Below are 13,095 nucleotides of genomic sequence, written 5' to 3'. Positions count from 1 at the left end.
AGGGAGCAAGGGATTGTGCCGTAGAGTTTACGTGCCGCCTTTGAACCTGGATGATTACCACTTCGTCTAATCAAGATCATCCGGGTTCAACAGCTACGAGTTTGCGCACGCAAACTTACTTCGAAAGCATATGCTTGAAGGCACATCCCTTGCGCACGCAGGGGACATTAGCATTTGCACAAATTCCCCTCTCTTGAACTTTACTTCTCCGCAAGCCAAGCAAAACCTCGATTCCACTCCCCAAACCCTCTTTTAAACAGAAAAACGCCCCTGCTGACAGGGACGAATTGATCGCGGTACCACCCTGGTTACTGCACAGCTGTCAATTAAGACGCAAGCCTGCTGTACAATCTCCTTGAACAAGACTTGTAACGAGTCCATCCGGCGGATTTGTTCCGCACTCCGAAATGAGCTTTCAACCATCCTTCATTAGTAAGGTTCTCTCAGCTAGCCTCGTGCAAGCAGCAATGGGCTGTAACCTATTCTCTGGATAATGGACTATGGTTTACTTGATTTCATCAACGCTTTCAGTTATATACTTGTATACGATTATATACGTTTTTTGAAAGGAATGTCAACAAGCCGGCCAAGCAGCCGATTAGGGAGATGCGTCTGGAGAACCATTCAACCTCCTTGTTTACGTTGTTCTCCGATGTACATAATATTGAAAAACATGCTGAACAATTACCTTGATGACAGCAAACAACGGAACCGCCAGAATCAAGCCGATCACACCCGCTATCTCTCCGCCTGCAAGCAGAGCAAATATAATCAGGAGTGGATGCATTTTTAACGAGCGGCCTACGACCTGAGGCGAAATGACATTGCCTTCGAGAATTTGACAGACTGTATTCACTACAGCGACCATCAGCACCATCTTGAAGGAAATGGTCGAGGCCATTATAAGAGCAGGGGCCGCCCCAAAAAAAGGGCCCAGATAAGGGATAATATTAAACACGGCAACCAGACAAGCCAACAGCAGCGCGTACGGCATTCCCACCAGCCAATAACCCAGATACGCCAGTATTCCAATAATGACACATACTAAAAACTGTCCGCGAATATAATTACCGAGAGCCGTATCGATATCCATCAGCAGCTTGTAAACCTGTTTGCGCTTTGCTTTAGGTACCGTAGCCAGTACGGTTTTTTCTATCAATTGAAAATCCTTTAGCATGTAGAAAGCCAAAAAAGGTACGATAAAAGCAATAAATATCATATTGATTGTACTGCCAATACCGTCAATGTACTTCGATATGGCATGCGATACGCCGTTTTCCAGCTTCATCAGTGATTGATTGATGCCAGTACGGATGGTGTCCGGTACAAACTGCATACTGTTCATCGTATCGACAACGCCTTGAGCCTTCATTTCCAGCTGTGGAATATGCTCATTAAATTCATTCAATTGGTTAATGAACATCGGGATCAAGTTCATCAGTATAACCGTTGTGGACAGAATGAAAACCGCATAAATCAGTAGAACAGCCACCGTCCTCGGCACCTTGCGTGCGTTAAGCAGGGACACAACAGGATTCAATACATACGATATGATCATTGCGATAATAAAAGGAGCCAGGATCTCAAGCAGAAAATGATAAATTCCGAGCCAGATCGGACGAATTTTCAATAAAACCAGCAGGATCAGCAGTCCCAGCAGGATATGTATCATAATTGAAAAAACTCTGCTTTTGTAAAAATGATTCATGCGTTCTCACCACCTCAGTTCCATATCCTAACCATTCTTGTCCAAGTCGCTTGACCTTTATAAGTATATGTACAACCCTGCTTCTTAATCCCCTTGGATAACACAAAAAATCGCATTCGCTTCCAGCCGCTGCAAGATTCAAGCGGTTAGGGCGAATGCGATTCGACATACATCTGATTCGATAATTTATCAGTTTGCATGAATATGCGGCATTTCCTCTTCAAAAAACAGATCGTCGAGAGAGCTTAAAGTACCGTCTTCTTCAACTTGATATACGGACATTTTCTCTCCGTTCACACTAAGTTCAATAAAGCAGCCCCAGCAATAAAACTGATGCGAGCCTATTTTGCCAATATCCTTCGAATTACAATTCGGACAACGTAACATTTGGTATCACCCTATTCCTCATTTGATTTGACTATTTCAGTCAACCATTCATTACAGTGAACGGGGACTATAATTGCATCCTCACCCATTGTTACAGAATCCGGTAAGGGCAGCCATTTGCGCCCCTCTTTCAGATCGGAAATAAAACCTTCGGTCAATTCATAGCCTATTACTTTTTTACCCAGCTCGGGGTCCAGATAAACATCATCCACAATACCCAAATGCTGACCATTGACGGTTACAACAGGCATTCCCTTCACCTTGTGGTCCCCATTCAGCAGCGAGATGTACACTTGATCCTGAGCATCCAACGGGATGACAGCCTCTTCGTTGTGAATGGTTATAGCATCTTCACCCAGCGCAATTACATCCTTCCAGGCAACACAGCTTGATACTGAAAACCAATGCCTGTTCTCCAGAAGTACGAACTCAATCTGCCAAGCTTCATCCAGCAATAGATCCTTGACTGTACCGACTTGTTTACCTGTTTGTACACAAAGGATCGGTAATCCTATCACATCACGAGCTTTTTTCAAGCGCTGTATCCTCCCGATGCAATAGCTGCAAATGAATGAAACATCTCTTACTAATAATTATTACGTATACGGGTTACAATGGTTACAATTTTCTCTGTGCACGTCATAATATCTTGCAAACTGCTGCTGGACCCGAAGCTGAACCGGACAGCTGACGCGGTTACCTGCTCAGATAGCTTCATCGCTTGAAGCACATGGGATACTTCCAATGATCCCGAAGTACAAGCAGATCCGCTGGCAGCAGCGATTCCCTCCATATCAAGGTTCATCAGCATCGTTTCGGATGAAATGCCAGGAAAACTGAGGTTGAGTATATGCGGCAAACGCGCTGTCGGGTGACCGTTGACCACCACTTGCTCTGTTCCCAATTGCTCTTGCAGCCTCGTTATCATCTCTATACGTAGTTTTTCCATCTTTTGTTGCATTTCATACCTATGATCAATAAAAATTTGTAATGCTTTTGCAAAACCTGCAATTCCCGGTACATTCTCGGTGCCTGCACGCCGCTTTCTTTCTTGAGCGCCACCATGCAAAATCGGCTCTAGCTGAATTTGTTTAGCTATATAAAGGGCTCCGATTCCTTTGGGTCCCTGAATTTTGTGCGCAGAAAAGCTCATTAAATCTATAGGAAGACTATTCAGACTAAGCTCCATGGCTCCCAAAGCCTGAACAGCATCGACATGGAACCAGATCCCTTTACTTCTGGCCAGTTCCCCAATCTCCACAATCGGTTGAATCGTTCCTACTTCGTTATTGCCAAACATCACACTAATCAAAATAGTATCCGACCGAATCGCCTGTACAAGCTGATTCCATTCGATCTGACCATTCGTATCAACAGGCAAATAGGTTACCTCAAAGCCCAGCTTTTCTAGATACTGGCATGTATGCAATACAGCATGATGTTCAGTCTGTACCGTTATAATATGCCTGCCCAAAGATGAGCGCGCAGCAGCTGCGCCTAATATAGACATGTTATTGCTTTCGGTACCTCCGCTTGTAAAAACAAGCTGTGAAGCCGCACAGCCAAGTAAAGAAGCTATCGAATCTCTTGATCGTTGAACAACAGAACGTGCTTCTCTACCGGCGCTATGCGTACTGGAGGCATTTCCATAGTAATGTGTGTAAATAGGCAGCATAGTTTCAAGAACCTCGGGATGAACCGGTGTTGTTGCTGCATGGTCCAAATAGATCGTCATGATAACTCCATTATCTTCATCTGAATTAAATATAGAACATGTAGCTATCGCTGACGCCTTCACCCTTGAAGCTGATTAAATCCTTCAATGTGGTGGAATCAAGCACTGTTGCGATGCTATCCCGGATGCGCACCCATAAGTCACGTTTGGCTGGATCATCCTCTTCCGTGAAATCAACAGGGCTGATCGGTCCTTCAAGTACCCGAATCACATCGCCCGCAGAAATATCTTCTGCCAGCTTGGACAAAATATAGCCTCCATAGGCTCCTCGAATACTTTTAACTAAACCTGCATTACGCAAAGGGGCTACCAATTGCTCCAAGTAGTGCTCGGAAAGCTGATGCTTTTCGGCAATACTTTTTAATGAGGTGGGTCCTTCTCCGTACCTGGACGCCAGTTCCATCATAATTGTTAAACCATATCGGCCTTTGGTAGAAATTTTCAAGTCAAGCACCTCATTTACATTTCAATACATGTTGGTATCGTATATATGGTATCATAAATCCTTGTATTTTGGGAGAAAAACCGTGTCATATTGATGAAATATTTATTATTCAGTATAACCCATGTATAATACAAGATAAACGTAAAGCAGCAAGGAGAGAAAATCCATAATGAATAAGCAAACACGAGTCGTTCTCGGTATGTCCGGCGGTGTCGATTCCTCCGTGTCAGCTCTGCTTTTAAAGGAGCAAGGGTACGAGGTTATCGGTGTTTTCATGAAAAATTGGGATGACACAGACGAGTGGGGCCACTGCACCGCTGAAGAAGATTCCGAGGATGTCCGCAGAGTATGCGACCAAATCGGCATTCCCTATTATACGGTAAATTTTGAGAAACAATACATGGATAAGGTATTTCAATACTTTCTGGATGAATACCGCAAGGGCAGGACACCGAATCCGGATGTGATGTGCAACCGTGAAATTAAATTCGGGGAGTTTCTGAACAAAGCGCTTGAGCTTGGCGCAGATTACATTGCAACCGGACACTATGCGCAGGTAGACCAACAGGATGGTATATACCGCTTACGACGGGGTGTTGACGGCAATAAGGATCAAACGTATTTTTTGAATGCACTTAATCAATACCAATTGTCCAAGGCCATGTTCCCGATCGGACATCTACCGAAGCCGGAAGTGCGAGCCATAGCTGAGCGGGCAGGTCTTGCCACCGCGAAGAAGAAGGACAGTACAGGCGTATGCTTCATTGGAGAGCGGGACTTCAAGGAATTTCTAAGCGGGTATTTGCCGGCCAAGCCCGGTGATATGCAAACCTTGGAGGGGGAAGTTAAAGGACGCCATGACGGATTGATGTATTACACTTTAGGACAGCGGCAGGGTCTTGGTATCGGTGGCGGCTCCGGCAGTGGAGAGCCTTGGTTTGTATCAGGCAAAAACCTCGAAACCAATGTTTTGTATGTTGTGCAGGGTGAGCAGCATCCAAGCCTTTATTCCTTGGGACTGAGAGCGACTGATCTAAATTGGATCAGCGGAACGCTGCCTCAACAGGAATACCGCTGTACAGCCAAGTTCCGTTATCGGCAGCCTGATCAAGGAGTTAGCGTCACTTTTAACGAGAAGGATCACACCTGCGAGGTTATTTTTGACAAACCGCAAAAGGCGGTCACACCAGGCCAATCGGTCGTATTTTATGATGGCGAGCTTTGTCTTGGCGGTGCTATTATCGATACGGTTATAACTTAACCTTTCCTCAATTCAGTTAAGAGCTTCACAATACACAAAAAAGCGGACTATCCGCTGCAGCCACTCTTTGTAAGAGTATATGCTGCAGGTGGATATCCGCCTTTTTTTACATGCTCATTGGGAGCGTAACCTCTTGTTCATCTTGCTCACTGCGTTTAATGACCAAAATTCGCGAGATTCGTAAATGATCGGTTTCATCAATCACAAATTCATATTCATTATTGTAATCGATCCGTTGGCTTCTTTTTGGAGGCATTTCTACCTGTGCATAAATCCAGCCGCCTATCGTATCGTAGTCATCAGATTCGATTTCTACACCAAAATAACTATTTACTTCTTCAATCAGCATCCGCCCGTCAATGGAATGTGTTGAATCATCACGCTTTTCGATCTGCGGACGCTCTTCATCAAATTCATCCTGAACCTCGCCGACAATTTCTTCGATAATATCCTCAAAAGTGACTAATCCCGATGTGCCGCCATACTCATCAATGAGCAGCGCCATTTGCGTTTTTCTTTTTTGCATCAGCTTAAGCAGCGCACTGATTTGCATCGACTCGGGAACTTTGGTGATCGGACGAATAATTTTTTTGATATTGCCAATACCGCGGTCTGACTTCAACAAATCCTTGATATGCACAAACCCAATAACATTATCTTTGTCTGGATCACAGACCGGATAACGGGTGTGCATTTCTGTAACAGCAATTTGTCGATTTTCCTCATAGGATAGATTAGCGTACAAACATATCATTTCAGTACGAGGAATCATAATTTCACGGGCATTGGTTTCCGAAAATTCAAAAATATTGTCCATTAAAGTTAATTCAGCATTATCAATGAGTCCGCTTTTATTGCTTTCCTTCATCAAGCCGCGAATTTCCTGTTCCGTATGAGCTGTCTCATGCTCGTCTGTAGGCTCTATTCCAGATTTGCGCAGCATCCAGTTGGAAGTACCATTCAGAAACCAAATAAATGGAAACATGATTTTGTAAAACAGAATCATCGGGCCCGCAGCCATCAGTGTAATTTTTTCTGGCATACGAATCGCGTACGTCTTGGGGAACTGTTCCCCCAGTGTGATATGAAAAGAGGTGATGATCGTAAAAGCAATAATAAACGAAATCGTATGCTGGATCGTTTCAGGGATTTGCAGCGGCTGCAACACCGGTTGGAGCAGTTTAGCTATTGCTGGTTCACCAATCCAACCAAGCCCCAGGGAAGCAAGCGTAATTCCCAATTGGCAGGCAGATAAGTATCCGTTAAGGTTTCTCATGATGATTTGAGCAAACTTGGCATTGCGGTTACCTTCCTTAACCAGCACATCAATGCGGCTATGACGAACCTTAACCAAAGCAAACTCTACTGCCACAAAAAAGCCGTTTAAGAATACCAAAAGCAAAACTAAACTTAAATTCCAAAGTATCGGTAATGGGTCACTACTCAATTAATTTCCTATTCTCCTCGTTCGAGATGAATAGGTACACCTCCCCTAAATTCACAATTTTTTGAAACATTTGAAACTGATATATGTTAGAGCTTATCAACATAAATATTGGTATAGTATGCAAAAAAATGTTTCGATGCTTAATTAAGAAGCCTTCGTCATTCTTTTACGAGCATCATATAACTCTATATTTAAATTATATATGATTAAACTATACAGTCAAACCGTGGGCTATGCTTAAAAGTTAAACAAAACAGTCAAAAAGCTTGATCAGTTCAACTTATACCGAGAATTAGCCTTAAATGAGGCTAAAATGAACCAGCCTGACCTATTATCGCGGTTTTCGCTGCTTTTGCCCGTTTCTGCGCTCTTGATTCAGCCTTATTTTATCCTCCATGCCCTGCTCGGTTGCCTCGTAGAAGGTTTGCTCCTTGAGCTTGTCCGGTAAATACTGCTGGTCCACATAGTGCCCAGGAAAATTATGAGGATATTGATAACCGACATGCCCAAGCTTCTCCGAACCTTTATAATGCGCATCACGCAAATGCAGGGGTACCTCGGCAGCGCCCAGAAGCTCAAAGGCTCCCATGACTTTGCCAATAGCGAGTGGAATCGCATTCGATTTGGGACTTTCAACAGCAAACAAAATGGCTTGAGCAATCACATATTTCGATTCCGGCCAGCCGATCTTATGATAGGCATCCATCGCCGTTACGGATTGCAGCATCGCCTGTGGATTAGCCAAACCTATATCCTCGCTGCTCGCTACTATCAAGCGGCGCAGAAAGGTCATCGGATCCATGCCCAGCTTCTCTACCGCATAGAGGAACCAGAACAGCGCTGCGTCACTGGAGCCGCGGATGCTCTTGTGGAAGGCTGAGAGCACATCATACTGAGTCGATTCATCTGCTTTGACGGTAGGACGCCGTATCGACTCCACTGCCACCTCCAGCGTAATGTGTACAGCTCCGCCCCTATCCGGCGGAGTCGTTAGCGCAGCAAGCTCAAGCGCATTCAATGCGCGGCGAATATCGCCACCAGCCATGCGAGCAATATGCGCAAGCGCTTCCTCCGTAGCTGCGATAGGCAGCGAGCCAAGGCCGCGCTCTCGGTCAGTAAGCGCTCGGCGCAGTGCCACAAGCGAGTGCTCCTGAGTTAAGGCCTGCAGCTCAAACAGCGTGGATCTTGACAAGAGCGCGCCATTCACATGATGAAATGGATTCTCGGTCGTAGCCCCAATGAGCACGATAATCCCCTGCTCGACAGCCGGCAGCAGCGCATCCTGACGTGACGTATTGAAGCGATGCACCTCATCCAGAAACAAAATGGTTTTACGACCGTACAGCGTCTTATTGTCTTTGGCTTGTTCAATGACCTCACGTACATCTTTGACGGTGGCATCCACCGCATTCAATTTGATAAATGTGCCTTGTGTAGCATGCGAAATAATGTTCGCAAGCGTTGTCTTCCCTGTACCTGGCGGGCCGTATAACAGTATGGATGATACCTGATCCGCTTCTATAGCCCGGCGCAGCAGCTTACCCTGACCGACGATCTGTTCCTGACCAATATATTCATCCAGCGTAACCGGTCGCATCCGATCTGCGAGCAGCTTCCCTGCCGGGCTTTTCTCCTCTGCTAATGAAAATAAATCCATGCTTCATTCACAACCTCTATTGTAATCGAATCTAGTTTTCAAATAGTAAAAAAGCACAGGAGAACTCCTTGCGGAGCTTCCCCTATGCTTTACATTATAAAGGACTTTTTAGGCGTTTACAAAATGTGGTCACAATTGTGCTCACTACGCTCCAAAATCTTCAGCCCTGATTCGATTTTTCCAGTAAATCTTTCACTACCACACTGACTGCAATCAATCCCGCTACAGGCGGTACGAAGGCATTGCTGGCCGGCGGCTGCTTGGCCTTACGAATTTCAGGGGCATTTTCCGGAACGATCTTCTGCGTAACATCGACTCTCGGCTTAAGAGGGGCTTCCGTCGAAAAGACGACCTTAACTCCCTTTTTGATTCCATCCTTACGCAGCTTGTTTCTGATGACACGGGCTAATGGGTCCATGGAGGTTTTGGAAATATCGGCAACCTGAAACTTGGTAGGATCCATTTTGTTAGCCGCACCCATACTCGATATGATCGGTATTTTACGTTCCAGGCATTGTTTGATCAAATGAATTTTGTAGCTGATTGTATCCGAAGCATCCACTACATAATCCAAAGGATAAGCAAACAACTGCTCGTACGTTTCTTCCGTATAAAACATTCGCAAGGAAACGACATCGCATTCAGGATTGATTTGTAATATGCGGTCGCGCATCAAATCGGCTTTGGGCTGGCCAACAGTCGACATCAGAGCATGCACCTGACGGTTAATGTTCGTAATATCGACTACATCCTTATCGATCAGCACGAGCCGCCCAATCCCTGTACGGGCTAAAGCTTCAGCAGCCATTCCGCCTACGCCGCCGATGCCTAATACCGCTACGCAGCTGTTACGCAGGACTTCCAGACCTTCCGGTCCGATGGCAAGCTCCGTTCTTGAAAACTGGTGCAGCATGAAAATTACTCCCCCTATTACCCTCCCAAACCCTCCCTATAGGGAGGGCCCCAAAGGGCTTTGCCCTCTGGACTCCCTTTGTTGTGCGCAGACGGTTTGGGTTCTCGGGTCGCTTTCCGTCCCTATGGGACACGCTTGACTGTTAGTGTGATGCTTGTGTGCGAGACTGCGATTTCTCGGGTCGCTTTGGCCCCTACGGGACAAGCTTGACTGTTGGTGTGATGCTTGTGTGCGAAACTGGGATTTCTCGGGTCGCTTTGGCCCCTACGGGACAAGCTTGACTGTTGGTGTGGTGCTTGTATGCGAGACTGCGATTTCTCGGGTCGCTTTGGCCCCTACGGGACAAGCTTGACTGTTGGTGCAGGGCAAAAATTACGCTTTTGCAGCGGGCTGCTTAAGGGCTAAGCGGATTGACAGTTGTTCCAGCTGTTTGTCGTCTACTGGACCTGGTGCATCTGTTAATAAGTCGGTAGCACTTGCGGTTTTAGGGAACGCAATCGTTTCACGCAGGTTGGTGCGTTTTGTAATTAACATGACCAGACGGTCAAAGCCGAAGGCAATTCCGCCGTGTGGAGGAGTTCCGTATTCAAAAGCTTCCAGCAGGAAGCCGAATTTTTCTTGGGCTTCTTCTTTGCTGAAGCCGAGTGCTTGGAACATTTGCTCTTGAACCTCACGCTTGTATATCCGCATGGAGCCGCCGCCAACTTCATAGCCGTTTAGTACCAAGTCATAAGCTTGCGCTCTGATCTTGCCCGGGTCGGTATCGAAGAAATGTACGTCTTCTTCATTAGGACGGGTGAATGGATGATGCTCGGCAACATAACGTTTGGCTTCTTCATCATAGCCCAACAGCGGGAAGTCCATAACCCACGCGAATTTAAATTCGTTCTCGTCGATCAGACCAAGATCGCGTCCGATTTTCAAACGAAGATTTCCTAGTACATCAGCAACAACCTTTTTGCTGTCTGCCGAGAATAACAGTAAATCTCCCTCTTCTGCTTCCAGACGAGTCTTTAACGCGGCAAGCTCTTCTTCGGAGAAGAATTTAACGATCGGGCCTTTCATTTCGCCTTCCTTGAGCACTACCCAAGCAAGACCTTTGGCGCCATAGCGTCCAGCGAATACGCCCAAGTCATCAATTTCCTTACGACTCCAGCTGCCGCAGCCTTTGGCATTAAGCGCTTTGACTTGACCGCCTTTTTCGACAACGGAAGCAAATACTTTAACACCGGAATTGACTACGATATCGGATACATCCTTGAGCTCAAGACCGAAACGCAAATCCGGCTTATCCGAGCCGTATTTGCCCATAGCGTCAGCATAGCTGATACGTTGGAATGGACGTGCAAGCTCTGTGCCAGTAGTCACTCTGAACAGCTCAACAGTAAGTTCCTCCATCATATCCAGCAATTGATCCTGCGACAGGAAGGAAGTCTCGATGTCAACCTGTGTAAATTCAGGCTGACGGTCCGAACGCAAATCTTCATCGCGGAAACAGCGTGCAATCTGGTAATAACGCTCCAAGCCGCCTACCATAAGCAGCTGCTTAAAGATTTGTGGAGATTGCGGTAAAGCAAAAAATTCACCCGGATGCACACGGCTTGGCACCAAATAATCACGCGCGCCCTCAGGCGTGCTTTTGGTCAAAATCGGCGTTTCTATTTCCAAAAAGCCATTGGCATCAAGGAAGTCACGGAAAACTTTGGCAGCCTTGGAACGCAGCATCAGCGTGCGCTGCATTTCCGGACGACGCAGGTCGAGGTAACGATATTTCAAACGCAAGGACTCGTCGATTTCGATGCCGTCCTCGATGAAGAATGGCGGGTTTTTGGCAGCATTCAGGATTTCAATCTCCGTAACCTGAATTTCGATTTCGCCTGTTTGCAGGTTGGCATTAATCGTAGCTGCATCACGCTCAACAACTTTACCACTGACGGCCAGAACGTATTCATTACGTGCACGGTCACCTATAGTTAAGGCTTCACCGGAAAAATCAGGATTGAATACGATTTGTACCAAACCGCTGCGGTCACGCAAATCAATGAACAATACGCCGCCCAAATCGCGTCTTCTTTGTACCCAGCCGTTCAGAATAACGGTCTCTCCTACATTCGCTTTCGTTAACGCTCCACAATGATGGGTTTTCAACAACATGACTATCATCAACCTCCAGGTTTTGTTAAATACAGTTAATTAAAATTTCTAGTTCAGCTTTAAAGATTTCATATGGGCTACAAATTGGTCCAGCTTCACGGTTTGCTGCTCGCCATTGCCCATTGACTTGATGGTGATCTCGCCACGTTCCAGCTCATCGTCACCGAGAATTGCAACATAGGAGGCTTTGAAGCGATCAGCCGATTTCATTTGCGCTTTGATTTTACGGCCCAAATAATCTTTTTCTGCCTTCAGTCCAGCCAGTCGAAGCCATTGCAATTGCTTGGTAACTTCCTTCTCTGCAGCTTCTCCCAGACCAACCAGATAAATATCGAGCAGCTTCACAGCAGGAAGCTCCACATTTTGTGCCTGCAGGATTAGCAGAGTACGTTCCAGACCCAGTCCAAGACCAACTCCAGGCTGATCGTTGCTGCCACCGCCAATTTGGCCTACAAGTCCGTTATAACGGCCGCCACCGCCAATGGTATCAATAGCTCCAATACCTGCTGCCTTGTACTCAAATGCCGTATGCGTGTAGTAATCAAGTCCGCGAACCAAGCGCGGATTAATACGATATGGAATGTTCATGGCACTCAAATGCTCTTGGACTGCTGCAAAATGAGCGGTACATTCCTCATCCAAATATTCCAATATAGTCGGGGCACCTTCGCAGAACTTTTGGTCCACCTTGCAATCCAGAATCCGCATCGGATTTCGATCATAACGGGATTGGCAATCGGAGCACAGCTGGTCTTTTACCGGGGCAAAAAATTCCTGCAGCTTCAGCTTGAATACGTCTCGACAAGCAATAGTTCCAACCGAGTTAATATCAACGGTCACATCCTTGATGCCAAGCTCATTATAAAATGTGTATCCCAGCGCGATTACTTCCGCATCAATACTCGGGTCCACCGATCCGAAGGCTTCAATGCCAAACTGATGAAACTGGCGATATCGTCCAGCCTGCGGCTGCTCATAACGGAACATCGGTCCGATATAAAACAGCTTGCTGACGTCTGGCTCACCAAACAGCTTATTTTCCACATAGGCACGGACAACACCAGCTGTTCCTTCCGGACGCAGCGAGAAGCTTAGCGGCTTGTTGCGATCACCTTTGGCTTCGAACGTATACATTTCCTTCTCCACGATATCTGTTGTTTCACCAACACCTCGTTGAAATAGCTCAGTGTTCTCAAAGATCGGGGTGCGAATCTCACGATAATTGAATCGTTGGCACAATTCACGTGCTTTGGATTCTACATACTGCCATTTTTCGATTTCTCCAGGAAGCAGATCCTGGGTCCCCTTCGGTTTCTGAATACTCATATAAGGCTGCTCCTTTCTTCTTTTGCCGGATATGGAAGGAAATTAAAAAAGCTCCCGCCCCC

At 46.2% G+C, this 13,095-nt stretch carries 11 protein-coding genes; 1 reads left to right on the top strand and 10 read right to left on the bottom strand.

Translation table 11 applies throughout. From position 1 onward, the window contains the following. Nucleotides 1–637 precede the first annotated feature (637 nt). The 5 genes from NST47_RS10650 to cymR all read right to left on the bottom strand — a co-directional run bounded on the left by NST47_RS10650 (nucleotide 638) and on the right by cymR (nucleotide 4,275). Entirely contained in the window at nucleotides 638–1,708 is a 1,071-nt protein-coding gene (locus NST47_RS10650) for an AI-2E family transporter (protein WP_341155110.1), read from the bottom strand. 189 nt (nucleotides 1,709–1,897) lie between these two features. Further along, the gene (locus NST47_RS10645; protein ID WP_076231682.1) at nucleotides 1,898–2,095 is read right to left on the bottom strand and encodes a hypothetical protein; all 198 of its coding nucleotides are present in this window, start codon (nucleotides 2,093–2,095) and stop codon (nucleotides 1,898–1,900) included. Nucleotides 2,096–2,106: 11 nt separating this feature from the next. Continuing rightward, nucleotides 2,107–2,631, bottom strand: a complete 525-nt coding sequence (locus NST47_RS10640) for a PRC-barrel domain-containing protein (protein ID WP_341155109.1) — start codon at nucleotides 2,629–2,631, stop codon at nucleotides 2,107–2,109. Nucleotides 2,632–2,681: 50 nt separating this feature from the next. Beyond that, nucleotides 2,682–3,830 carry a cysteine desulfurase family protein gene (locus NST47_RS10635; protein ID WP_445667374.1) on the bottom strand — a complete coding sequence of 383 codons (1,149 nt, stop codon included), beginning with the start codon at nucleotides 3,828–3,830 and terminating at the stop codon, nucleotides 2,682–2,684. A gap of 25 nt (nucleotides 3,831–3,855) precedes the next feature. Beyond that, complete coding sequence (gene cymR, locus NST47_RS10630; RefSeq protein ID WP_076231676.1) at nucleotides 3,856–4,275, bottom strand: cysteine metabolism transcriptional regulator CymR; 420 nt, start codon at nucleotides 4,273–4,275, stop codon at nucleotides 3,856–3,858. A gap of 169 nt (nucleotides 4,276–4,444) precedes the next feature. On the opposite strand from cymR, the gene mnmA reads away from it, so the two are divergent. Beyond that, nucleotides 4,445–5,536, top strand: a complete 1,092-nt coding sequence (gene mnmA / locus NST47_RS10625; protein WP_341155108.1) for a tRNA 2-thiouridine(34) synthase MnmA — start codon at nucleotides 4,445–4,447, stop codon at nucleotides 5,534–5,536. Nucleotides 5,537–5,642: 106 nt separating this feature from the next. Here the strand turns inward: mnmA and NST47_RS10620 are convergent, their stop codons facing one another. The 5 genes from NST47_RS10620 to hisS form a co-directional block, all read right to left on the bottom strand. Further along, nucleotides 5,643–6,983 carry a hemolysin family protein gene (locus tag NST47_RS10620; protein WP_341155107.1) on the bottom strand — a complete coding sequence of 447 codons (1,341 nt, stop codon included), beginning with the start codon at nucleotides 6,981–6,983 and terminating at the stop codon, nucleotides 5,643–5,645. A 331-nt stretch (nucleotides 6,984–7,314) separates the two neighbouring features. Continuing rightward, complete coding sequence (locus NST47_RS10615) at nucleotides 7,315–8,640, bottom strand: replication-associated recombination protein A (RefSeq protein WP_341155106.1); 1,326 nt, start codon at nucleotides 8,638–8,640, stop codon at nucleotides 7,315–7,317. Nucleotides 8,641–8,800: 160 nt separating this feature from the next. Next, nucleotides 8,801–9,553 (bottom strand): tRNA threonylcarbamoyladenosine dehydratase, encoded by a 753-nt coding sequence (locus NST47_RS10610; RefSeq protein WP_341155105.1) that lies wholly within the window; start codon nucleotides 9,551–9,553, stop codon nucleotides 8,801–8,803. A gap of 372 nt (nucleotides 9,554–9,925) precedes the next feature. Next, nucleotides 9,926–11,707, bottom strand: a complete 1,782-nt coding sequence (gene aspS / locus NST47_RS10605; protein ID WP_341155104.1) for an aspartate--tRNA ligase — start codon at nucleotides 11,705–11,707, stop codon at nucleotides 9,926–9,928. Nucleotides 11,708–11,755: 48 nt separating this feature from the next. Next, complete coding sequence (hisS, locus tag NST47_RS10600; RefSeq protein WP_341155103.1) at nucleotides 11,756–13,033, bottom strand: histidine--tRNA ligase; 1,278 nt, start codon at nucleotides 13,031–13,033, stop codon at nucleotides 11,756–11,758. Nucleotides 13,034–13,095 lie beyond the last annotated feature (62 nt).

This window comes from Paenibacillus sp. FSL H8-0034, assembly GCF_038000305.1.
Lineage (GTDB): Bacteria > Bacillota > Bacilli > Paenibacillales > NBRC-103111 > Paenibacillus_S.
The sequence above is the reverse complement of the archived record's forward strand: the minus strand, read 5'-3'. Positions and strand labels throughout refer to the sequence as shown.